18 protein-coding genes are annotated in these 22,041 nt (G+C 60.0%); 8 read left to right on the top strand and 10 right to left on the bottom strand.

All coding sequences use genetic code 11. The annotated features are described in order from the left end of the window. Nucleotides 1–73: 73 nt before the first annotated feature. The gene (locus E4Z66_RS17115; protein ID WP_136464282.1) at nt 74–904 is read left to right on the top strand and encodes an ABC transporter permease; all 831 of its coding nucleotides are present in this window, start codon (nt 74–76) and stop codon (nt 902–904) included. Nucleotides 905–971: 67 nt separating this feature from the next. Here the strand turns inward: E4Z66_RS17115 and E4Z66_RS17110 are convergent, their stop codons facing one another. Continuing rightward, nucleotides 972–1,574, bottom strand: coding sequence for an alpha-ketoglutarate-dependent dioxygenase AlkB family protein (locus tag E4Z66_RS17110; RefSeq protein WP_136464281.1), 603 nt, complete (start codon nt 1,572–1,574; stop codon nt 972–974). Nucleotides 1,575–1,781: 207 nt separating this feature from the next. Here E4Z66_RS17110 and dnaK point away from each other — a divergent pair, with 207 nt between their 5' ends. The 4 genes from dnaK to radC all read left to right on the top strand — a co-directional run bounded on the left by dnaK (nt 1,782) and on the right by radC (nt 6,297). Further along, nucleotides 1,782–3,698: a molecular chaperone DnaK gene (gene dnaK, locus E4Z66_RS17105; RefSeq protein WP_136464280.1), complete on the top strand. Its 1,917-nt coding sequence runs from the start codon at nt 1,782–1,784 to the stop codon at nt 3,696–3,698. A 79-nt stretch (nt 3,699–3,777) separates the two neighbouring features. After that, nucleotides 3,778–4,938, top strand: a complete 1,161-nt coding sequence (gene dnaJ, locus E4Z66_RS17100; protein ID WP_136464279.1) for a molecular chaperone DnaJ — start codon at nt 3,778–3,780, stop codon at nt 4,936–4,938. Nucleotides 4,939–4,942: 4 nt separating this feature from the next. Then, nucleotides 4,943–5,500: a GNAT family N-acetyltransferase gene (locus tag E4Z66_RS17095; RefSeq protein WP_136464278.1), complete on the top strand. Its 558-nt coding sequence runs from the start codon at nt 4,943–4,945 to the stop codon at nt 5,498–5,500. Nucleotides 5,501–5,535: 35 nt separating this feature from the next. Beyond that, nucleotides 5,536–6,297 carry a RadC family protein gene (gene radC / locus E4Z66_RS17090; RefSeq protein ID WP_136464277.1) on the top strand — a complete coding sequence of 254 codons (762 nt, stop codon included), beginning with the start codon at nt 5,536–5,538 and terminating at the stop codon, nt 6,295–6,297. A gap of 12 nt (nt 6,298–6,309) precedes the next feature. On the opposite strand, the gene E4Z66_RS17085 is transcribed toward radC, so the two are convergent. From E4Z66_RS17085 to secA, 3 genes are all read right to left on the bottom strand, one after another. Next, nucleotides 6,310–7,869, bottom strand: coding sequence for a substrate-binding domain-containing protein (locus tag E4Z66_RS17085; RefSeq protein ID WP_136464276.1), 1,560 nt, complete (start codon nt 7,867–7,869; stop codon nt 6,310–6,312). 19 nt (nt 7,870–7,888) lie between these two features. Next, nucleotides 7,889–8,890: a hypothetical protein gene (locus tag E4Z66_RS17080; RefSeq protein WP_136464275.1), complete on the bottom strand. Its 1,002-nt coding sequence runs from the start codon at nt 8,888–8,890 to the stop codon at nt 7,889–7,891. A gap of 129 nt (nt 8,891–9,019) precedes the next feature. After that, nucleotides 9,020–11,746, bottom strand: a complete 2,727-nt coding sequence (secA, locus tag E4Z66_RS17075) for a preprotein translocase subunit SecA (protein WP_136464274.1) — start codon at nt 11,744–11,746, stop codon at nt 9,020–9,022. Nucleotides 11,747–11,934: 188 nt separating this feature from the next. Here secA and E4Z66_RS17070 point away from each other — a divergent pair, with 188 nt between their 5' ends. The 3 genes from E4Z66_RS17070 to E4Z66_RS17060 are packed head-to-tail and all read left to right on the top strand — an operon-like array spanning nt 11,935 to nt 14,410. Next, entirely contained in the window at nt 11,935–12,795 is an 861-nt protein-coding gene (locus E4Z66_RS17070; protein WP_136464273.1) for a peptidylprolyl isomerase, read from the top strand. After that, entirely contained in the window at nt 12,792–14,015 is a 1,224-nt protein-coding gene (gene argJ / locus E4Z66_RS17065) for a bifunctional glutamate N-acetyltransferase/amino-acid acetyltransferase ArgJ (RefSeq protein ID WP_136464272.1), read from the top strand. Before E4Z66_RS17070 ends, argJ begins: the two co-directional genes overlap by 4 nt. Further along, the gene (locus E4Z66_RS17060) at nt 14,012–14,410 is read left to right on the top strand and encodes a (deoxy)nucleoside triphosphate pyrophosphohydrolase (RefSeq protein ID WP_136464271.1); all 399 of its coding nucleotides are present in this window, start codon (nt 14,012–14,014) and stop codon (nt 14,408–14,410) included. Before argJ ends, E4Z66_RS17060 begins: the two co-directional genes overlap by 4 nt. Before the next feature lie 295 nt (nt 14,411–14,705). Here the strand turns inward: E4Z66_RS17060 and infB are convergent, their stop codons facing one another. From infB to pip, 6 genes are all read right to left on the bottom strand, one after another. Next, nucleotides 14,706–17,195: a translation initiation factor IF-2 gene (infB, locus tag E4Z66_RS17055; RefSeq protein ID WP_136464270.1), complete on the bottom strand. Its 2,490-nt coding sequence runs from the start codon at nt 17,193–17,195 to the stop codon at nt 14,706–14,708. Further along, the gene (locus E4Z66_RS17050) at nt 17,192–17,827 is read right to left on the bottom strand and encodes an RNA-binding protein (RefSeq protein ID WP_136464269.1); all 636 of its coding nucleotides are present in this window, start codon (nt 17,825–17,827) and stop codon (nt 17,192–17,194) included. The genes infB and E4Z66_RS17050 overlap by 4 nt, the downstream gene beginning before the upstream one ends. Before the next feature lie 25 nt (nt 17,828–17,852). Further along, a complete protein-coding gene (gene nusA, locus E4Z66_RS17045; protein WP_136464268.1) occupies nt 17,853–19,475 on the bottom strand; it encodes a transcription termination factor NusA in 1,623 nt (540 codons plus the stop codon). Beyond that, nucleotides 19,476–20,081: a ribosome maturation factor RimP gene (gene rimP, locus E4Z66_RS17040; protein ID WP_136464267.1), complete on the bottom strand. Its 606-nt coding sequence runs from the start codon at nt 20,079–20,081 to the stop codon at nt 19,476–19,478. 137 nt (nt 20,082–20,218) lie between these two features. Further along, a complete protein-coding gene (locus E4Z66_RS17035) occupies nt 20,219–21,070 on the bottom strand; it encodes an ABC transporter substrate-binding protein (RefSeq protein WP_136464266.1) in 852 nt (283 codons plus the stop codon). Continuing rightward, a complete protein-coding gene (gene pip / locus E4Z66_RS17030) occupies nt 21,067–22,038 on the bottom strand; it encodes a prolyl aminopeptidase (protein WP_136464265.1) in 972 nt (323 codons plus the stop codon). Before pip ends, E4Z66_RS17035 begins: the two co-directional genes overlap by 4 nt. Between the last annotated feature and the right edge of the window lie 3 nt (nt 22,039–22,041).

Below are 22,041 nucleotides of genomic sequence, written 5' to 3'. Positions count from 1 at the left end.
ATGGTGCCGAACTAACGGAACAGCAAGATTTCCATGCCAAAACCGGGCGTGAAGGCAAAAGGCAGTACGGCCCATGGTTCAGTTTCAACCTGCGCGCAAACCGCAGACGTCAATCGGCATTGCGCTGAATATTGCCGAACTGATCTATCATTCGATCGTGCGCAGCGTGCGCAAAAGCCACAACAACGCGTTCATGGCGCTGGCGCTGAACATGCTGCAAGTCGTGATCTTCGTGCTCGCCTTCTATGTGATGTTCATGGTGCTGGGGCTGCGCGGGGCGGCGATCCGGGGTGATTTCCTGATCTACATCATGTCTGGCATCTTCCTTTACATGACCCATACCAAAACGCTTGGCGCGGTCGTGGGCGCGGATGGCCCGGCAAGCCCGATGATGCAGCATGCGCCCATGAATACGGTGATTTCCATCGCGTCGGCGGCGCTGGGCGCGCTGTATATCCAGATACTGTCGCTGTTCATGATCCTCTTCGTCTACCACGTGGCGTTCACCCCGTTTGAAGTGGACGATGCTGCCTCTGCCTTCGGAATGCTGCTTCTGGCGTGGTTCACCGGCGCGGCGCTCGGCCTTGTTTTGCTGGCGCTCAAGCCGTGGGCCCCGACCTTCGTGCAGATTTTCACGACGATCTATCAACGCGCCAACATGATCGCGTCCGGCAAGATGTTCGTCGCCAACACCCTGCCCAGTTTCATGCTGGCCATGTTCGACTGGAACCCGCTGTTCCACTTGATCGACCAATCGCGCGGCTATGTCTTCATCAACTACAACCCACGCTATAGCAGCTGGGAATATGCCGCTTGGATCGGGATTGTTCTGGTGATGATCGGCCTGATGGGCGAATTTTATACCCGCCGAAACGCCTCGCTGTCGTGGAACGCGAAGCGTTGATCCCATCCGCGCCGATATCCCTGTAAAAAGCGTGCGGCGCAGCCGCTCCTTTTGGTGACAGCCAGTGTCAGGTTACGACCCGCAGGGTCAGGTTCAACCGTCCGCCATTGTCCAACAAGTTCGACGATCCATACCGGATCGCATCCACCCCATGATAGGTAAGCCGCGCCGCGCCGCCCATCACCACGACATCCCCGCTTTCAAGCCACACCGATTCCGTCGATCCGCCCCGTTCCGTGTTGCCAATGCGGAACCGTGCGGAATCCCCCAATGACACCGACACGACCGGCCAATCGAAATCCGCCTCATCCCGGTCCTGGTGCAAGCCCATGCGGGCGGTTTCGCCATAGAAATTCACCAGGCAGCATTCCGGCAGCTTCTCTTCACCCACCAGATCGCGCCAGATCGACAAAACCTCTTCGGGGATGTTCGGCCAGGGCGCGCCATTCGGATGCGTCGGCGTGTACCGATAGCCCGACCTATCGGCATACCAGCCATAGTCGCCGGCAGAGGTCATCCGCACGCTCATCGGTTTGCCATAGGGCGTTTGCGGCGAAAACAGCGGCGCTGCGCGGACAATCTCGCGCACAGCTTCCACCAACCGCTCCTGCCGGTCGCGACCAAGATAGTCTTTGTGGATCGCGAACCCGCGCAGCATCAGCACCGTCATTTGCTTAAAACTGCCTCCATCTGGCTGTGTGGACTCGAAAAATAGCCCATCGCGCCCCTCACTGACAGTTGCAGCGTGCTTGGGCTGTCCCTATATACCCTCCGAACCGCGGATCACTACCGGGTCCGCTACAAACCATCGGGGCAACGGTGCCATAATGGGCCCGCGCCTCGTGACATCGCCTTGATTAACAAAGGGATCAAACAAATGGCAAAAGTCATCGGCATTGACCTCGGCACGACCAACAGCTGTGTGGCCATCATGGATGGTTCGCAACCGCGCGTGATCGAGAATTCCGAAGGGGCGCGTACCACCCCGTCTATCGTGGCCTTCACCGACGATGAGCGTCTGGTGGGTCAACCGGCCAAACGTCAGGCCGTTACCAACCCCGACAACACCATCTTCGGCGTCAAACGCCTGATCGGCCGCCGGAACGACGACTCGCATCTGGCGAAAGACAAGAAGAACCTGCCGTTCAACGTTATCGACGGCGGCAATGGGGATGCGTGGGTTGAAGCACGCGGCGAAAAGTACAGCCCGTCTCAGATTTCCGCCTTCATCCTCGGGAAAATGAAGGAAACCGCCGAGAGCTATCTTGGCGAAGAGGTGACGCAAGCCGTCATCACCGTTCCCGCCTATTTCAACGACGCCCAGCGTCAGGCCACCAAAGATGCCGGCAAGATCGCCGGTCTTGAGGTGCTGCGGATCATCAACGAACCGACAGCGGCTGCGCTGGCCTATGGTCTGGACAAATCCGAAAGCCACACCATCGCGGTCTATGACCTTGGTGGCGGTACATTCGACGTGACCATCCTTGAGATCGACGATGGCCTGTTTGAAGTGAAATCCACCAACGGGGACACGTTCCTGGGTGGTGAAGACTTTGACATGCGGATCGTCAACTACCTCGCGGATGAGTTCAAGAAAGAGCATTCCGTCGATCTGACTCAAGACAAGATGGCGCTGCAACGTCTGAAAGAGGCGGCAGAGAAGGCTAAGATCGAACTGTCCAGCTCCTCCCAGACCGAGATCAACCAACCGTTTATCTCGATGGGGTCCAACGGCCAGCCGCTGCACATGGTCATGAAGCTGACCCGCGCCAAGCTGGAAAGCCTTGTGGGCGACCTGATCAAGGCCTCGCTGAAGCCTTGTGCCGCCGCGCTGAAAGACGCTGGTATCTCCGCGTCGGAAGTCGACGAAGTGGTTCTGGTGGGCGGTATGACCCGTATGCCCAAAGTCGTCGAAGAAGTGACGAAGTTCTTCGGCAAGGAGCCGCATAAAGGTGTGAACCCGGACGAAGTGGTTGCCATGGGCGCCGCAATTCAGGCCGGTGTTCTGCAAGGCGACGTGAAAGACGTTGTCCTGCTGGATGTCACGCCGCTGTCGCTGGGTATCGAAACGCTGGGCGGTGTCTTCACCCGCCTGATCGACCGCAACACCACGATCCCGACCAAGAAGAGCCAGATCTTCTCCACCGCCGAAGACAACCAGAACGCTGTGACGATCCGGGTGTTCCAGGGCGAACGCGAGATGGCGACCGACAACAAGATGCTGGGGGCCTTCAACCTGGAGGACATCCCGCCAGCACCGCGCGGTATGCCGCAGATCGAAGTGACATTCGACATCGACGCGAACGGTATCGTGTCGGTCAGCGCCAAGGATAAGGGCACCGGCAAAGAGCAGGTGATCACCATCCAGGCTTCTGGTGGTCTGAGCGACGACGACATCGAAAAGATGGTCAAGGACGCCGAGGAAAACGCCGAAGCGGACAAGGAACGCCGCGAAGGTGTCGAGGCGCGCAACCAAGCGGAAAGCCTCATCCACTCGACAGAGAAATCTATCGAGGAGCATGGCGACAAGGTCGATCCGAGCACCATCGAAGTGATCGAACTGGCCGTGGCCGCGCTGAAGGACGATCTGGAAAAAGACGATACACCCGCCGAGAAAATCAAGGCAGGCATCCAGAACGTGACCGAAGCCGCCATGAAGCTGGGCGAAGCGATCTACAAGTCGCAGCAGGACGAAGGCGGGGCAGAGGATGAACCCTCCGCGGCTGACTCCGGTCCGGCTGACGATGACATCGTGGATGCCGAGTTCGAGGATCTGGACGACGACAAGCGCTGAGTGCCAGCGCATCGGAACCAATCATTTGGGGCCGGTCGAAAGGCCGGCCCCGTGACGTTCCGGGAAAGGGAAACAACCCATGTCCAAGCGTGATTACTACGACGTTCTCGGGGTGTCCAAAGGCGCCGGCGCGGACGAAATCAAGAAGGCCTATCGCAAGAAAGCCAAAGAGCTTCATCCGGACCGCAATGCGGATAATCCGGACGCCGAAGCGCAGTTCAAAGAAGCGAACGAAGCCTACGACATCCTCAAGGATGCCGAGAAAAAGGCGGCATATGATCGCTTTGGCCATGCCGCGTTCGAAGGCGGGACGGGGGCCAGCGCCGGTGCGCGTGGCGGCAACCCGTTCGGGCAAGGCGACTTCCAGTCGGCTTTCTCTGACGTGTTCGACGATTTGTTCGGCGACTTCATGGGCGGCGGCGGTCGCGGCGGCGGCGGTGGGCGGCAACGTGCATCGCGCGGCTCTGACCTGCGCTACAACCTGCGGATCGAATTGGAAGACGCCTATAAGGGCATGTCCAAGACAATCCAGGTTCCTGCCTCGGTCGCCTGCGACAGCTGTTCCGGCACGGGCGCAGAGGGCGGCGCAGAGCCGACCACCTGCCCGACCTGTTCAGGTATGGGGAAGGTGCGCGCGCAGCAAGGCTTCTTCACGGTCGAACGGACCTGCCCGACATGTTCCGGCTTGGGCCAGACCATCAAGAACCCGTGCAAGACCTGCGGCGGTCAGGGCCGTGTCGAGAAAGAGCGTTCGCTCTCTGTCAACATCCCGCCCGGCGTCGAAACCGGGACGCGGATTCGTCTGGCAGGCGAAGGCGAAGCCGGGATGCGGGGCGGACCTGCGGGCGATCTCTATATCTTCATCGAGGTGGCTCAGCACGAACTGTTCGAACGCGACGGGACCAATCTGTACTGCCGTGTTCCCGTGTCGATGAGCACCGCGGCGCTTGGCGGTTCCATCGAGGTTCCGACAATCGACGGTGGCCGAGGGCGCGTTCAGATTCCGGCGGGCAGCCAATCGGGTCGTCAGATGCGTCTGCGCGGCAAAGGTATGCCTGCGCTGCGCGGCGGCGGCCACGGTGACATGTTCATCGAACTGGCCGTTGAAACGCCGGTCAATCTCACGGCAAAGCAAAAGGAGCTTCTCAAGGAGTTCGCGGCGCTGAGCGAAGAGAACAACCCGGAAAGCTCCAGTTTCTTTTCTTCGGTGAAGAGTTTCTGGGACTCGATGAAGGGCTGATACAATGACAGCGCCACCCGCGACCGCGCCACTTCGGCTAGGGACGCGGGTGGCGCTGCGACGTTTGGCACCGTCCGATCTTGAGCCATTTCAAGCCTATCGCAACGATCCGCAGATCGGTCAGTTTCAGGACTGGGCGCTGATGGGCCGGGACGAAGCACTTGGCTTTCTGTCCCGAATGTCCCGATTAGAGCCTGTATTGCGCCCCGGCCAGTGGGGCCAGATCGCGATTGCCGATGCCGGATCAAACGACTTACTGGGCGATATGGGGCTGTTCTTGTCCCAAGACGGATCAGAGGCGGAGGTCGGGATTACCCTGGCCGCCCCCCACCACGGCAAGGGCCTCGCATCAGAGGCGATGCAACTTGCCATGACATTCGTCTTTGATACGGCCCCTGTTCGACGGATCATCTGCGGCGCGGATGACCGCAACCTCGCATCGCTACGCCTGATCAAGCGGCTTGGCTTCAACTGGACCCATACAGAGACGATGGAGGACGGTGCGCGCGACGAAATCTTCGCCATGACGCGGCAGGAATTCGACAGCTCGCGGACTTCTTAACGTGATCGTAACCACGTTTACGCGATGCTCTGCGCATGGCGTACCAACTTGATCTCTTTCAGCAATCCAACAAGCCCGCCGGGTTTGACGAGTCGGCGCCCGGCCCACTGCCGACCGGACGGATTCCGTCTTATATCCGCGATCACCGCAAGCGGCTGAGATCGCGGTTCATGCAGGGCGGCGCGGCGGCGATGCCGGATTATGAGTTGCTTGAACTGGTACTGTTCCGCGCCATTCCGCGACAGGATGTGAAACCGCTGGCCCGGGCGCTGCTGGATCAATTCGGGGATTTCAACCGGGTCATCACAGCGCCGACACAACGGCTGCTGGACGTCAAAGGCGTCGGCGAAGCTGTTATCATCGAATTGAAGATCGTCGAGGCTGCCGCGCAACGTCTGGCCCGCGCTAAGGTCATCAACAAACCCGCGATTTCAAGCTGGGATGCCCTTCTCGATTACTGCCACACGACCATGGCGCACCGAGATACGGAACAGTTCCGTGTGCTGTTCCTTGACCGCAAGAACATCCTGATTGCGGATGAAGAACAGGCCAAGGGCACCGTCGATCATGTGCCCGTTTACCCCAGAGAGGTCGCGAAACGCGCGTTGGAGCTGAACGCCTCTGCACTTATCCTCGTGCATAACCATCCCAGCGGCGATCCCACGCCCAGCCAATCCGACATGGATATGACCAATCAGATCGACATGGCTTGCAGTACGCTGGGGATCACGCTGCACGATCATCTGATCATCGGTAAATCGCGCGAGGTCAGTTTTCGCGCCGAAGGTATGCTGTAGGCGGGTACGCCGCTATTGCACCCAAACCTCGACCCGCCGGTTGGTCTGGCGGCCCCATGTGCTGTCGTCACACGCCATGGGCAGCGCCTCACCAAATGCATCCAGATCGATCGAGATACGGCGAAGATCGGCGGCTTCGGCGGTGCGGGTGACCGCCATCTGAACCGTTTCCGCCCGGCGCATGGCGATCTTGCGGTTGGCTTCCGCGTTCCCCTCCCCGTCCGAGAATCCGACGAAAATCAGCCGCCTTCCATCGTATTGGCCTTGCTGAATTGCGCGGGCAAGCTGCGCCACGTTGGACCGCGACTGCGCGTCCAGCCGGACAGAGCCGGTCTCAAAACGGAAGCTGGTGGTCAATCGCCGCATGTGCCGCAATGTTCCCACCATGCGCTGCAATTCGGTCAGGGATACCTCCGGCCCGGCCAGCGTGATCGCATTGACGAGGCGATCCCCCTGCACGGACCAATTCAATTCTTCGGGCGTCTGATCCACGAAACCCGCCCGGCGGATAACCAATTGCGCGGCAGGCGCGCGCAGATAGGTCAGGAAATCCCGCCCAATGGCTGGCAAGCGACGGGCAGGCAGGTAGAGAAAGATCGGCGACGTCAGCGGGTAGTCTTCGGTCTTGATGTGGCGGCGCGTGGCCGTCAGGGCAAAGCCACAGGCCCCCGCAAGCCGAAGCGCCTGCGCAGGGCCGGTGTTTGCGAAACTCGTAATACCAAGCGCATCAGGCTCTACCGCGACAAGGTTGGCAACATCGCGCGCCGACTCATGCCAAAGGGCCGTGTCGGCGACCTCCAGCCCGACGGGTCCAAGGATACGGTCCTGGGCTGCCTGCGCCAGACCGCCATCGGCCTGCGGCAAATGCAGGGAAATCGGCGCGTCCGGGCCGCCAAGCTCGGACCAGTTCATAATCCGCCCAGCCAGAACAAAGGCCAAATCCTGCGGACTGATCTGGCGGACAGGATTGACCGGCGACACCACCGGAACCAAGGCATCCAGCGCAAGGACGCGGCTTCTGTTTGGTTGGCTCAGATCGCCCATCCCTGCCGCTTGGGCAAGGTCGCGTTCGTTTTGCCGGACCTCCCGCAGCGACAGGACCACATCCGCATCCCCCGCCAGAAGATTGGCAAAGCTTTCATCGGCGGTGCTGGCGGCATAGTCGAAAACGGCAACGGGTTTGTTGGTGTCACGATCAACCACGGTGATCTGAAATCCGGCATCCTCGTGCCGGGCTTTACGGGTATCAAATCCCGACTGACGCGCGAAGGCCTGGACCAGCGCGGGCATCATCACCTCGCCGATGGTCGTCGCGCCGGAGATCCGTATCCGGGCGACGAAGTTTTCGGGATCAGGACAGCCCAGACCGGCACAGGCAACACCGGCGGCGTCCACCGACACCTCGCCATGTTCCGTTTCGACGCGGTAGAACTCTCCGTCGAAACCAAGCAATTGGCCCGCGATCCGCACGCCACCGCTTGAGGATGTCAGCGTGACATCTTGCGCGACCGTTTGGACCGTAGCTGAAAAGAGAAAAAGTGCGGCGAAAATCGCCGCACGCAACGTCCACATGGTGTTCCCGCACTCCCGGTTAGCGTGCGGCGATTTTCAGGTCTTCGAAGAGATTGTTCAACATCAGATAGTCGCCTTCCGCGTCGCATCCCGGCACATTCAGCGAAATACTGCGGTTCGACACATGGCCATCGGCTTTCAGCTCAAGGCTTTGCGCCTGAACCTGCCGACCGCAATTGGCTTCGGTGATCCGCGCCTCGACGCTCAGGTCAATTTGCCCGTTCCGCGCGGACAGGGCGGCGGGATAGCTGTAAACCTCGGCGATATGCGCATCCTCAAGGTCACGTGCGCCCAGCACGGTGAGGTATCCCCCCTTGCCCGCCTTGAAATCCTCCGGCGAGGATCCGGAACCGCGCCACACATGACCTTCTGCACCGTATTCGGCACCAAACTCACGGGCGTGCAGTTCAAAACCGTCCCCGGCCGAATATTGCAGAACGACGCGGCGGACATCCTCCATGTCCGGCACCGTCACGAGGGTCGTCAGATCCTCGCCATCGGCCAGTTCGATGTTGAAATTCGCGGTTGAGGACAGGGCCGGGACGAGAACTTCGAGTTTTCCGTTTTCATCCACGCTTTGTGTGAAGATCAGCGCATCATGGTGAATGGTGGCACGCGCATTGGGTGCGCAGCGCGCCATGATGGTAAGCTTGACGAATGCGCCCGGCTCTGGCGAAGCCACGACAACCGATCCGCAACCCGATTCCGCGATAGGCACCTGGTCCAAACGCTGGCGCGGTGCGTCCAGCAGGCCAGCATGACGTTCGACAAGCGGTTGCGCCTGTTCGGCGGTGGGAACGACCATGGCAGGAACCGAGAACGCCGAGGTGAAGGTGATGTTCTGCACTTGGACAGCCTCACCAAGTTCGACCTCTTCGTGTTGATCAGCACCCGCATCAATTTGTTCGGCAGGGCGCGAGTCATCCTCGCTCTCCGATCCGTAGCGATGCTTGGAGATCTCAGAGCTTTGCATCACGAACCCGATGCCCAGGGCACAGGCAAGCGTGCCCACTGCTGTCATTACTTCCTTCACCCGTGACATCCCAACATTCCCGAACTCACCTTAATGTCCAAGTAATGTTTGGCACCGAAAGCGGGCCGCACTATGACCACCGTCGGGAGTCATTGCGGCACAATCATGGCGAGAGAATTAGTTCAGCTTGCCGTGGCAGTGCTTGTATTTCTTGCCAGATCCGCAGGGGCAAAGGTCATTTCGGCCCGGTTTGCCCCATGTCGATGGGTCGTTGGGATCAATGTCAGAAGGCGTTTGGTCCGCTGCCGGTGCTTCGGCTGCGCCAAGTTCCTGCGCGGATTCATCTGCCGCGGCGCGGGCGGCGGCTTGCATCGCCTGCTGCTGTGCCGCCATCTGCGCGACCATCTGCTGACGTTCTTCGTCTGTCAGTGGACGAATCAATGACAGCTTCTGCGTAACCTCGGCGCGCAGGCCATCCAGCATCGCCTCGAACAGTTGGAAGGCCTCGTTCTTGTATTCGTTCAGCGGATCGCGTTGCGCATAGCCGCGGAAACCAACGACCGACCGCAGATGCTCCAGCGTCACAAGGTGATCGCGCCATTTGGCGTCGATGGCCTGCAACAACAACTGCTTTTCGACCATCCGCATGTTTTCTTCGCCGAAGGCTTCCTTCTTTTCGGCCAGAAGCTTGTCAGAGGCCGCAATCAGACGTTCGCGCACGTCTTCGTCATCGACGCCGTCCTCCTCGCACCAGTCGATCACCGGCACGTCCAGACCAAGCTGTTCAATACAGGCGGCATACAGCCCTTCGGTGTTCCACTGATCGGCATAGGTGCCTTCGGGCAGGTACTGGTCCAGCAGATCGTCCACGACCTCGTCCCGCATATCGACGGTGATTTCGTGCAGATCCTCGGCTTCCATGATCTCGCGGCGCTGACCAAAGATGACCTTCCGCTGATCGTTCATCACATCGTCGAACTTGAGCAGCTGCTTACGAATGTCAAAGTTGCGGCCTTCGACCTTCGCCTGCGCCCGTTCAAGCGACTTGTTCACCCACGGGTGTTCGATCGCCTCGCCATCCTTCAAGCCCAGCGTCTTCAGAACGCGGTCCAGCCTGTCGGATCCGAAAATGCGCATCAGGTCGTCTTCGAGGCTGAGGAAAAAGGCAGACCGGCCCGGATCGCCCTGGCGGCCGGAACGGCCACGAAGCTGGTTGTCGATCCGGCGGGATTCATGGCGTTCCGATGCCAGAACGAACAAACCGCCAGCCTCCAGAACCTTCTTCTTCTCATCCTCATGTTCCGCTTCGATCCGGCTGCGAACATCATCGGGATCAAGATTGGGGTCTTCGGTGATCGCTTCGAGCACCTTCAACTCGACATTGCCGCCAAGCTGAATGTCGGTGCCGCGCCCGGCCATGTTGGTCGCGATGGTCACAGCGCCGAAACGCCCTGCCTCGGACACAATCTGCGCCTCTCGCTCGTGCTCACGCGCGTTCAGGACGTTATGCTTGATGCCGATCTCGGTCAGCATCCGGCTGAACATTTCGGACTTTTCGATCGACGTGGTGCCGACCAGAACGGGCTGGCCGCGCTCATGCGCCTGGCGGATCTCTTCGATCATCGCCGCGTATTTTTCCTGTGCGGTACGGAAGACCTTGTCGTCATCATCCTGCCGCGCAACGCCCCGGTTGGTCGGCACTTCAACCACACCCAGACCATAGATCTGCATGAACTCTTCGGCTTCGGTCGCCGCCGTACCGGTCATACCGGCCAGCTTGTCATACAGACGGAAGTAGTTCTGGAACGTCACAGAGGCGAGCGTGGTGTTCTCGGGCTGAATTTTCAGCCCCTCTTTCGCCTCGATCGCCTGATGCAGACCATCGGATAGGCGACGGCCCTGCATCATACGCCCGGTGAATTCGTCGATCAGGACGACTTCGCCATTGGCGACGACATATTCCTTGTCCTTCTGGAACAGCGTATGCGCGCGCAGCCCGTTATTCAGGTGGTGCACAACCGTGGTGCTTTCAGGGTCATAAAGGGACTGGCCCTCTTCCAGAAAACCCTTGCGCTGCAAAAGTGCCTCGATGAACTCGTTGCCCTCATCCGTGAACGTCACGGACCGGGTCTTTTCGTCGATGGTGTAATGCTCCGGGTTCAGCTCCGGGATCACTTCATCAATGCTTTGGTACATTTCCGAACGGTCCTGCGCCGGGCCGGAAATGATCAGCGGCGTCCGCGCCTCGTCGATCAGGATAGAGTCCACCTCATCCACGATCGCGAAGTTGTGGTGTTTCTGGAAAATCTGGTCCAGCTCGGACTTCATGTTGTCGCGCAGATAATCGAAGCCAAGCTCGTTATTGGTCGCATAGGTGATGTCGCAGGCATAGGCGGCGCGTTTGTTGTCCTCGCCCATACCGCCCCAGGCGACGCCGGTCGTCAGGCCAAGCGCACCAAATACCTTGCCCATCCATTCTGAATCCCGCTTGGCGAGGTATTCGTTCACCGTGACGATATGCACGCCCTTGCCGGTCAGCGCATTCAGATAGGCGGGGAAGGTCGCAACCAGCGTCTTGCCCTCACCTGTTTTCATCTCGGCAATGTTGCCCTGGTGCAGGAAGATGCCGCCCATAAGCTGCACATCGAAGGCGCGCAGACCCAAGGCACGCCGCGCCGCTTCACGGCAATTGGCGAAGGCTTCGGGCAGCAGGGAGTCGAGGCTTTCGCCATCCAGCGCGCGTTTGCGGAACTCTTCCGTCTTTTCGATCAAACCCGCGTCCGAGAGCTTTTCATACTCCGGCTCCAGCGCGTTGATCTGTTCCACAAGCGGACGGGCGGCCTTGATCTTCCGGTCGTTTGGCGTGCCAAAAACCTTCTTGGCGAGTGTTCCGAGACCCAGCATCTATTCTCCAACCGCTTGTTTGCCTTCAGGCGTCAATCACAGGCGCGTCAGACTTGCTTGCTCGCGTTGCGCAGACCCCATAGATAATGGGTCAAACGCGGCTCGCCATGCGCCATAGGGCGATGTAAGGGTCTGCCTATACAGTGTCAACGCCGCCAACGCTTGCGGCCCGATCCAAGGACTTTCCGATGCATGATCGCCTGAAGAAACCTCTCGCCGCCGCATTGCTGGCCGTTATGGCGCTTGTTCCCGCCGCCCATGCCGAGGATCAGCCCGATCTGGGGCAGGTCGTCGCCACCGTGAACGGCACGGATATCACGCTGGGCCATATCGCTGTCGCGAAGTCCACCTTGCCCGATCAGTACCGCAATCTTCCCGCCGAAGTGCTGTTTCCCGGTATTCTGGACCAGCTGATCCAGCAAACCACGCTGATGCAAAGCATGAATGGCGAACGGCCCGCACGTGTTCAGCTTGCGCTGGATAACGAGATGCGCTCGCTCATGGCGGGCGAGGCTGTCGAAAACGTTATGGCCAACGCGGTTACGCCCGATCTGTTGGAAGAGGCCTATGAAGAGGTCTATGGCGGCGACGAAGAGACCAAGGAATACAACGCGGCGCATATCCTTGTGGAAACGCAGGAAGAAGCGCAGGCGATCAAGGCTGAACTGGATGACGGTGCGGATTTCGCAGTTCTGGCGAAGGAAAAATCCACTGGCCCGTCCGGCCCACGCGGCGGCGATCTGGGCTGGTTTGGCAAGGGCATGATGGTGCCTGCCTTTGAACTGGCCGTGCTGGAGATGGAAGAAGGCGCGGTGTCAGAGCCGGTCGAAACCCGCTTTGGCTGGCATGTCATCCTGCTGAAAGAGATCCGCACAAAGGCCGCGCCTGTGATGGAAGAAGTCCGTGAGGAGTTGGAGCAGAAGATCCGCACTGACGCCGTCACGGCCCATATCGAACAGCTTGTGACCGACGCGGACATTGACCGGACCGTGGGCGACGAAATCGACCCCACCGTTCTTGATCAAATCGACCTGACGAAAACCGAATGAGCAAGTATCCTCGCTCCCCGCTCGCGCCAGATGAATTCCCGGCCCTTCCGGTCATCGCTGGCGCGGAGTTCGCGACGATCGCCGCAGGCGTGCGCTATGCCGGGCGGACGGATGTCATGCTGGCGCGGCTTGCGCCGGGGACCAGCGTTGCGGGCGTCTTTACAACGTCAAAGACACGTTCCGCGGCGGTTCTGGATTGCCAGGACAAGATCGGTGGCGACGCCGATAGCGGGGCGGCGATCCTTGTGAATTCCGGTAATTCCAATGCGTTCACCGGACGCGCCGGATTTGAAAGTGTGTCGCGCCTGACTGCCAGCGTGGCCGAGGTTCTGGGCCTGCCGCAAACGCGCGTGTTCACCTCCTCTACCGGTGTGATCGGTGAGCCGCTGCCCGATGATCGGATCAGTGCGAAACTTTCCGACCTTGCAGGCACGCTGTCCGAAGGCGGTTTGGAGGACGCGGCCAAGGCCATCATGACGACCGACACCTTCGCCAAAGGCGCCACGCGCGAGGTCGATCTGCCGGGCGGGAAGGTCCGCATTGCAGGCATCGCCAAAGGTTCGGGCATGATCGCGCCCGATATGGCGACGATGCTGGTCTATATCTTCACCGATGCGCGCTATGATCAGGCTGCGTTGCAGCGCCTTGTATCGACCATCAATGCGCGGACGTTCAACTGCATCACGGTGGATAGCGATACCTCCACCTCGGACACGCTTCTGCTGGCGGCGACCGGTGCCTCCGGTGTCGATGCCACGGGGGCAGAGGCATTTGACGCCGCGCTGAATGATCTGATGCTGGATCTTGCCCATCAGGTCGTGCGCGATGGTGAGGGGGCAACGAAGTTCGTTGAAATCCGCGTCGAAGGCGCGGCAAGCGATGCCGATGCCCGGACACACGCCATGTCTATCGCCAACTCGCCGCTTATCAAGACCGCGCTGGCCGGCGAAGACCCCAACTGGGGCCGTGTCGTGATGGCGGTTGGCAAATCCGGCGCCGCTGCGGACCGGGACAAGCTGTCGATCCGCTTTGGCGGTGTGCTGGTTGCGGAAAATGGTTGGGTCGCGCCCAGTTACCGGGAAGAGGACGGGGCGGCCTATATGAAAAACTCCGATCTGGTAATCGGTGTGGATATCGGGCTGGGCAGCGGCTCCGCGACGGTTTGGACCTGCGACCTGACGCACGGGTATATTTCCATCAACGCGGATTACCGGTCGTGAAAACGGTTCTGGTATCCGCCGTTGCGCTGATAGACGTGGATGGCCGTGTGCTATTGGCGCAGCGACCCGAAGGGAAATCCATGGCAGGGCTATGGGAATTTCCCGGCGGCAAGGTCGAACCGGGCGAAACCCCAGAGGCTGCTCTGATCCGCGAGTTGCACGAGGAACTGGGCATCGACACATGGCAAAGCTGTCTCGCGCCGCTGACCTTTGCCAGCCATACCTATGACGATTTCCACCTGCTTATGCCCCTGTTTGCCTGCCGCAAATGGGATGGCACGCCCGCCCCGCGTGAAGGTCAAACGCTGGCTTGGGTGCGTGGAAATGCCTTGCGGGATTATCCAATGCCGCCCGCCGATATTCCGCTAATTCCGTTACTGCGGGATTGGTTGTGAAGTAATTGTGAAACAGCACTTGGCAAATGTCAGCGGTGTGTTAACTTTCAGTGAAGCACTTTGCTTTACAATTCAGCGCGTCTTTTCATGGGAGGGAAACAGGCATGCTGCGAACAATCACGCTCGGAAGTTGTATTTCAGTACAGGGTATTCTTGAAAATACCCTGCCCGATGGTCGGATCATCGTCCGCGTCGGATCGGCGCTTTTCTGCGGACAACCTGTCACAAAAGCTGCCGCGTAAAAAAAGGGAGTGGTGAAAACCACTCCCTTCTTCTTTTCCAGATCGTCTGAAAATCACTCCAGCGTGCGGGTAATTTCCTCGCGCTCGAAGATTTCGATAATGTCCGCCGGGCGGATATCGTCGTAATTCTCGAACGCCATACCGCATTCCTGGCCCGAAATGACTTCCGCCACCTCGTCCTTGAACCGTTTGAGCGTTTTCAGCGTGCCTTCGTGGATCACCACGTTGTCGCGCAGAAGACGCACACCGGCGGAACGGCGGGCCACACCTTCGGTGACCAGACAGCCTGCAACCTTGCCGACGCCGGACACTTTGAAGACTTCCTTGATTTCGGCATAGCCGATGAAGTTTTCGCGGATTTCCGCACCCAGCAGGCCGGAGGCCGCAGCTTTCACATCGTCAACCAGGTCGTAGATCACCGAATAGTACCGGATCTCGACGCCCTTCTGGTTCGCGGAATTCCGCGCTGGCGCGTTGGCACGGACGTTGAAGCCCATGATCGGCGCGCCCGATGCTTCGGCAAGGCCGACATCCGTTTCGGTGATCGCGCCCACACCGGAGTGCAGAACACGCACGCGAACTTCGTCGTTGCCGATTTTCTCCATCGCCTGAACGATGGCTTCGGCAGACCCTTGCACGTCGGCTTTGACCAGAATGGGCAATTCCGCCACGTTCTCGTCCGCTTTGGCCTTCGCCAGAAGCTGATCCAGAGTTGTCGCCGCACCGGCAGCCGCACGTTTGTCCTTGGCCGCTTTCTCACGGTATTCCGCGATCTCGCGCGCTTGCGCCTCGGTTTCGACCACGTTCAGAACGTCACCGGCTTCGGGCGTGCCGTTCAGGCCGAGAACCTCGACCGGAACCGACGGACCGGCCTCTGCAACACGCTTGCCTTGGTCGTTTTCCATGGCGCGAACTTTACCCCACTGCTCGCCCACGACGAAGATATCGCCCTGACGAAGAGTGCCGTTCTGCACCAGAACCGTCGCAACGGGACCACGGCCCACATCCAGTTTGGCTTCGATCACCGCGCCTTGCGCCGCGCGTTCCGGGTTGGCTTTCAGTTCCAGAATCTCCGCCTGAAGCGAAATCGCTTCGAGCAGTTCTTCCAGACCCGTGCCATTGATCGCAGAGACTTCGACATCCTGCACATCGCCGGACATTTTCTCGACGATGACTTCGTGCTGAAGCAGATCGGTCCGCACTTTGTCCGGGTTGGCCGCCGGGCGGTCGATCTTGTTGATCGCAACGATCATCGGCACATTCGCCGCCTTCGCGTGGGCAATCGCCTCAACCGTCTGCGGCATCACGGCGTCATCCGCCGCAACAACCAGCACGACGATATCCGTCACCTGCGCACCGCGCGACCGCATGGAGGTAAACGCAGCGTGGCCCGGCGTATCGAGGAAGGTCAGCTTCTTGCCATCCTGTTCCACCTGATAAGCACCGATGTGCTGCGTGATCCCGCCAGCTTCGCCCGCGACAACTTTCGCATTCCGGATCGCATCCAGAAGCGAGGTTTTGCCGTGGTCAACGTGACCCATGATAGTGATGACCGGCGGGCGCGGCTTGAGGTCTTCGTCGGCGTCCTGCACCGAGTCGATGACATCTTCCACATCCGCGTCGGAAACGCGCGTTACTTCGTGGCCGAACTCTTCGATGATCAGTTCCGCGGTATCCGCATCGATCGTCTGGTTCTGCGTGGCCATGATGCCGTTCTGCATCAGCGCCTTCACGACGTCCGCAACACGTTCGGACATCCGGTTGGCAAGCTCGCTCACGACAATCGCTTCGGGAAGCTGCACGTTGCGGACAACCTTTTCCCGCTCTTGCGCACCGCCCATAGCTTTCTGCCGCGCACGCTCTTGCTTGCGCTTCATCGACGCCATGGACCGCTGGCGACCACCTTCGGCCCCCGCAAGCGCCTGGTTCAGCGTCAGCTTGCCGGAACGACGGCCGGAATCGTCACCACGACCGCGCGACGGGCGCGATTGGTCGTCCCGCTCACGCTCTTTGCGCGACGGGGTGGCTGCCGGTTTCGGGGACGCCGCACGCGATGCAGGCTCAGCCGCCCGCGCCGCTTTTTGGGATTCCGCTTCGGCGGCACGCTGCTTGGCGGCCTCGGCCTCCTGCTTGGCGCGCGCCTCTTCTTCTTCCTTGGCTTTCAGAGCTTCGATCCGCTCACGCTCTTCGCGTTCCTTGGCTTCCTGCTCCGCCCGGCGGCGTTCGCGTTCTTCCTGGCGAGCTTTCTCTTCAGCTTCCCGCTTGGCCTGTTCATCGGCCTCGCGTGCTTTTGCAGCCTGAAGTGCTTTCAGCCGGCGTTCCATTTCCGCATCGGAAATGCCAGCAGGGCGCTTCGACGGATCACCGACGCCAGCGCCGGAGCCAGTTCCCTTGCTGGGACCGGGCTTGGGAACCACAACGCGCTTGCGCTTGGTTTCCACCACAACGCTTTTCGTCCGACCATGGCTGAAGCTTTGCTTCACATTGCCGGAGCGCGCGCCACTGCGCAGTCCCAAAGTTTTTTTGCCGTCACTATCGCTCATAGAGCCTCTTTTCCTTCCCGATGAGGCGTATCCTCATCCTTGCCAAGGCGCATACCTTTCAGCCGATGGGCTTCCTCTACAACACGTTGTGTGAGTCCACCAGTGCCGAGCGCGCCATGTATCACAGTTTGGCGTCCAAATGCCAAACCCAACTCATCTGCGGTAAGCCAACCGATATACACGCCGCGATGTGGTGTGCTTAGTTTCGACTTCCCGCGTCCCGATCCATCACTCGCTTGGATCAGAACCCTGGCCTCTTCTCGGTCAAGCCAGGTTTTGACCTTTTCGTACCCTGCAATCGCCCCGCCGGCCTTACGCGCCAGCGAAATCAGGTGCACCACACGTTGCACCAACTGTCGCTCTACTTCGTCCACCAAACCGTCCGGCACCGTCACCTGCGCCTTGGCGCCCCGCGCAAAGACCTTGCGGGCAACCGCCGTGTTCAGCGCATCCCGTGTCGCGGAGACATAAATGCCGCGACCCGGCAATTTACCGGCAATGTCCGGCACGATGGTGTTGTCCGGCCCGACGACAAAACGGATCAACTCCGATGTCGGCCGCACCTCACCCGTGGCAAGACACTTGCGTTCTGGACCGTTTTCCCGGTCCTTGGGTTGACCACCTCGTCCCATCTCGGCGCCCCGCGGGAGGCCTGAATCAGGCCTCCGCCTCCTCGCTGGCGGCTTCTTCGTCGCCAAGCTCTTCGGCATCGGGTTCGAGATCCGCCGGATCGACCCAACCCAGAAGGACGCGTGCAGTCATAATCATATCCTGCGCTTCCTGCAAAGACAGATCGAAAGGTTCAAGCACACCGTCATCCTTGACGCGTTCGCCGTCGACGGTCGTCCAGCCACCGGCCAGTTCCCAATCCGCGCAGGTCGCGAAGTCTTCCAGCGTCTTCACACCATCCTTGGCCAACGCTTCTACCATTTGGGGGCTGAGGCCGTCGAATTCAATCAGGCTGTCTTCCGCGCCCAGCGCACGTGCGCTTTCAAGAGCCTTGGCAGCTTGCGCTTCAAGGTAGTCACGCGCGCGCATTTGCAGTTCGGTCGCGGTGCTTTCATCCACTCCGTCGATCACCAGAAGCTCGGACACTTCCACATAGGCGACCTCTTCAAGATTGGTGAAGCCTTCGGACACCAGAAGCTGCGCGAAGAACTCATCCAGATCCAGCGTATCCATGAACAGCTTGGTTCGCTGTTCAAACTCTGCCTGACGACGCGCGGATTCTTCTTCCTCGGTCATGATGTCGATGTCGAGATTGGTCAGCTGCGATGCAAGACGCACGTTCTGACCACGACGACCGATGGCAAGCGACAGCTGCTCTTCCGGTACGACGACCTCGATCTTGCCCGCCTCTTCGTCCAGAACCACCTTGGACACTTCCGCAGGTTGCAGCGCGTTCACAAGGAAGGTCGGCTGATCTTCGTTCCACGGAATGATGTCGATCTTTTCGCCCTGAAGCTCGTTCACGACGGCCTGAACACGGCTGCCGCGCATACCGACACAGGCCCCGACCGGATCGATCGAGTTGTCATAGGAAATGACGGCGATCTTCGCGCGCGATCCGGGATCGCGGGCAACCGCTTTGATTTCGATGATGCCGTCGTAGATTTCCGGCACTTCCATCTTGAACAATTCCGCCATGAATTCCGGGGCTGTCCGCGACAGGAAGATCTGCGGGCCACGCTGTTCACGGCGCACATCCTTGATGTAGCAGCGGATACGGTCGCCATTGCGATAGCTTTCGCGGCCAATCTTTTCGTTCCGGCGCAGCACGCCTTCGCCCGGGTTCAGGTCAACGATGACGTTGCCGTATTCCTCGCGTTTGACCAGCACGTTGATGATGGTGCCGACCTTGTCTTTGTATTCTTCGAACTGCTTGTCACGCTCTGCTTCGCGGACTTTTTGCAGAATGACCTGCTTGGCCGACTGCGCTGCAATCCGGCCCATCTCCACCGGCGGGACTTCCTCGACAAAGGTGTCACCGACCTTGGGGTCGCTCATGTATTGCTTGGCCTGCTCGACGGTAAACTCGGCCTGGTAGTTCTCAAGCTCTTCATCTTCGACCACCGTGCGCACGCGGGTGAAGGTCGCGCGGCCTGTCTTGCGGTCGATATCGACACGAATATCCATCTCGGCGCCATAGCGGCTCTTTGCGGCACGCGCGAGGCTCTCTTCCATCGCTTCGATGACGAGCGACGGGTCGATCATCTTCTCGCGGGCAACGGCCTCTGCGGTTTGCAGCAGTTCCAGCTGGTTTGCGGATGTAATGGACATCTACTTCTCCTCTTCAGGCGCGTCGTCCTGCGTGTCACCCTGTTCGGGCGTGTCCTCGTCAATGACGTCGAAAGCGTCTTCGTTCAGTATTCCAGCAGCCTTGCGCTGCTTCAGCATCAGCTTGATCAACTCGTCCGTCAGAACGAGCTTTGCATCACTGAGCCAGTCGAACTTCAGGCCAATCGTGCCCTCGTTCACGTTAATCAGCACCTCGTCCCCTTCGACCCCGGCCAGCACACCCTTGAAGCGGCGGCGTCCGTCGATCAGTTCCGCGGTTTCGAGCTTGGCATCGTAGCCTTCAAAAGCCTCAAAATCCTTGAGCCGGGTCAGCGGCCGGTCGATCCCCGGGCTGGAAACTTCCAGCGTATACGTATCCAGGATCGGGTCTTCGACATCCAGCGTGGCACTGATCATCGTCGAAATCTCGGCGCAGTCATCGACTTCGATACCGCCATCGGGCTTGTCGGCCATGACTTGCAAGGTCGTGGTGTTTCCGCTCATCAGCCGAACGCGGACAAGCTCGAATCCCATATCCTCGATCACCGGGGTGATGATCTCGGCGAGACGTCGGTCAATGGCTGCTTTTGCGATCAGGTCGTTGGACATTTCATTCAAGCACAAAAAAACGGGCGCGCGGCCCGTCACACGTTTCCGGTGGGCATCAGGTTTGGACCCTCACGCGCCGCTGTTAAGGGGCATATACGCTTGATACCCCGGTCGCGCAAGCCCCAATCAGGCCACGCCTAGGCGCGCGCCCACCACCGTTCCGCGAATCGCATGTCATCCAAGGGATGCTCGCCAGTCCGCATCGCGTGCCGGACCTCGTCCCGCAGGGCTGCGCCGACCGCATTTCCGTCATGGATGAGACGAATCCCGGGCATTCCATCCAAGTCATGCGCAGCGCCCAGATCAGCCACATCGACAAAGCCATCGCGGATCGCTTCTGCGCGGACATGCTCGTCTGAAATGGCCACCAGTTCGAGCGTATCGAACCACCCGGCTTTTCCATCCTTGCGATGCTGCGCAACCCGTTCGCCAAGGAAACCGCGCCCGGCATCGAAACGCTTGATCCGGTAAAGCCCCGTTCCGTTGACCAACCGCCCCGCGGCGATTTCATCCGCTTTGAATACCGCAAGCCCTTGTTGCGCCGCGCGGAATGGGAATGCCGGATCGGGCGCCGCCAAGGTCACACGCACGGCACCGTCCGCAAGGCTGGCCTCAAGCCCCGCCGCGCGGAGCGAGGCAAGAACATCCTCGGCCCGCAAGGCCGATCCGTCATGGAACAGAACACCCTGTGCAAGGTGGAAATCCCAAATCCGGCCAGCATCCTGCATCTGCCACGCGTCGGCGAGGCCGGGCTGCAAGGTGCCATCGGCGGCAATCTCTGTCAGGGTTTCAAAGACGGCATTCCGTGCAGCCTGCAAAAACCGCCCACCCGGAACGGTCAGCCAGTTTTCGGCACGATCCCCGCCAGACAGCGCGGCCCGCAAATGCCCGCCGCGCGCAGGCGCAGCTTCCGCAGACACGCCAACCGCCGCCAGCAAAGCGGCGGCAGAACCTGTTTTGAACAGGGCGCGTCTGTCAATTCGGGTCATAGCTGGGCCAGCCTGTCCATTTCACGCACCAATTCGGCGCTGATTCCCGGTTCCGACAAAGCATGCCCTGCCTTGTTGATCATTTTCAACTCTGCAACCGGCCAGCGTGCCGTGAGTTGCCACGCCGCATCCGGTGGGCAGATCATGTCATAGCGGCCCTGCACAATCGTGCCGGGAATGTGCGCGATCCGATCCATGTTCTTCAGAATTTGCCCGTCCGTGTCGAGGAAGGCGCGGTTGACGAAATAGTGGTTCTCCAACCGGGCAAAGGCGCGCGCGTATTCACCGGGGCTTTCGCCGGTCATCCCGCCCGAATCCATCGACGCCAGCGCGTTCTCCCACGCGGCCCATGCCCGGGCGCAGCGGGTCTCCACCATGAGGTCGCCGGAAAACAGCCGCTTATGGTAGGCCGCGATCAGGTCGCCATGTTCCTCTTCCGGGATCTGGGCCGTGAACTTCTGCCAAATGTCAGGCCAGAACCGCCCGGCCCCGCCACCATAGAACCAGTCCAACTCCGACTGAGTCGCAAGGAACACGCCGCGCAGCACAAGATGCAGCACCCGGTCCGGATGGCTTTGTGCATAGATCAGCGACAAGGTCGCGCCCCAACTGCCGCCAAAGACGATCCAATCGTCGATCTCCAGCGTGGCGCGGATTTGTTCGATGTCCCGCACCAGCGCCCAAGTGTCGTTATTCGCGACAGAGGCATTCGGACGCGACCGCCCGCAGCCACGCTGATCGAACAGAATGACGCGGTATACTTCGGGATCGAAATACCGCCGCATCGCAGGGCTGCATCCGCCGCCGGGTCCACCGTGCAGCACGACAACCGGAAGCCCGTTCGGATTTCCGCATTGCTCCATATAGACGCTATGTCCGTCACCCACATCCAACATACGCTGATCGAACGGGTCGATCGGCGGATATAGATACTGAACTGCGCGCTTTTGATCCGGGTATTTATCCATTAC

Source organism: Aliishimia ponticola, assembly GCF_004803475.1.
Lineage (GTDB): Bacteria > Pseudomonadota > Alphaproteobacteria > Rhodobacterales > Rhodobacteraceae > Aliishimia > Aliishimia ponticola.
This window is presented reverse-complemented; position numbering and strand designations above follow the sequence as displayed.

Coding starts and splice junctions, on each gene's coding strand:
- E4Z66_RS17115 (WP_136464282.1), top strand. CDS start 74: ATGGTTCAGTTTCAACCTGCGCGCAAACCGCAGACGTCAATCGGCATT.
- E4Z66_RS17110 (WP_136464281.1), bottom strand. CDS start 1,574: ATGACGGTGCTGATGCTGCGCGGGTTCGCGATCCACAAAGACTATCTT.
- dnaK (WP_136464280.1), top strand. CDS start 1,782: ATGGCAAAAGTCATCGGCATTGACCTCGGCACGACCAACAGCTGTGTG.
- dnaJ (WP_136464279.1), top strand. CDS start 3,778: ATGTCCAAGCGTGATTACTACGACGTTCTCGGGGTGTCCAAAGGCGCC.
- E4Z66_RS17095 (WP_136464278.1), top strand. CDS start 4,943: ATGACAGCGCCACCCGCGACCGCGCCACTTCGGCTAGGGACGCGGGTG.
- radC (WP_136464277.1), top strand. CDS start 5,536: ATGGCGTACCAACTTGATCTCTTTCAGCAATCCAACAAGCCCGCCGGG.
- E4Z66_RS17085 (WP_136464276.1), bottom strand. CDS start 7,869: ATGTGGACGTTGCGTGCGGCGATTTTCGCCGCACTTTTTCTCTTTTCA.
- E4Z66_RS17080 (WP_136464275.1), bottom strand. CDS start 8,890: ATGACAGCAGTGGGCACGCTTGCCTGTGCCCTGGGCATCGGGTTCGTG.
- secA (WP_136464274.1), bottom strand. CDS start 11,746: ATGCTGGGTCTCGGAACACTCGCCAAGAAGGTTTTTGGCACGCCAAAC.
- E4Z66_RS17070 (WP_136464273.1), top strand. CDS start 11,935: ATGCATGATCGCCTGAAGAAACCTCTCGCCGCCGCATTGCTGGCCGTT.
- argJ (WP_136464272.1), top strand. CDS start 12,792: ATGAGCAAGTATCCTCGCTCCCCGCTCGCGCCAGATGAATTCCCGGCC.
- infB (WP_136464270.1), bottom strand. CDS start 17,195: ATGAGCGATAGTGACGGCAAAAAAACTTTGGGACTGCGCAGTGGCGCG.
- E4Z66_RS17050 (WP_136464269.1), bottom strand. CDS start 17,827: ATGGGACGAGGTGGTCAACCCAAGGACCGGGAAAACGGTCCAGAACGC.
- nusA (WP_136464268.1), bottom strand. CDS start 19,475: ATGTCCATTACATCCGCAAACCAGCTGGAACTGCTGCAAACCGCAGAG.
- rimP (WP_136464267.1), bottom strand. CDS start 20,081: ATGTCCAACGACCTGATCGCAAAAGCAGCCATTGACCGACGTCTCGCC.
- E4Z66_RS17035 (WP_136464266.1), bottom strand. CDS start 21,070: ATGACCCGAATTGACAGACGCGCCCTGTTCAAAACAGGTTCTGCCGCC.
- pip (WP_136464265.1), bottom strand. CDS start 22,038: ATGGATAAATACCCGGATCAAAAGCGCGCAGTTCAGTATCTATATCCG.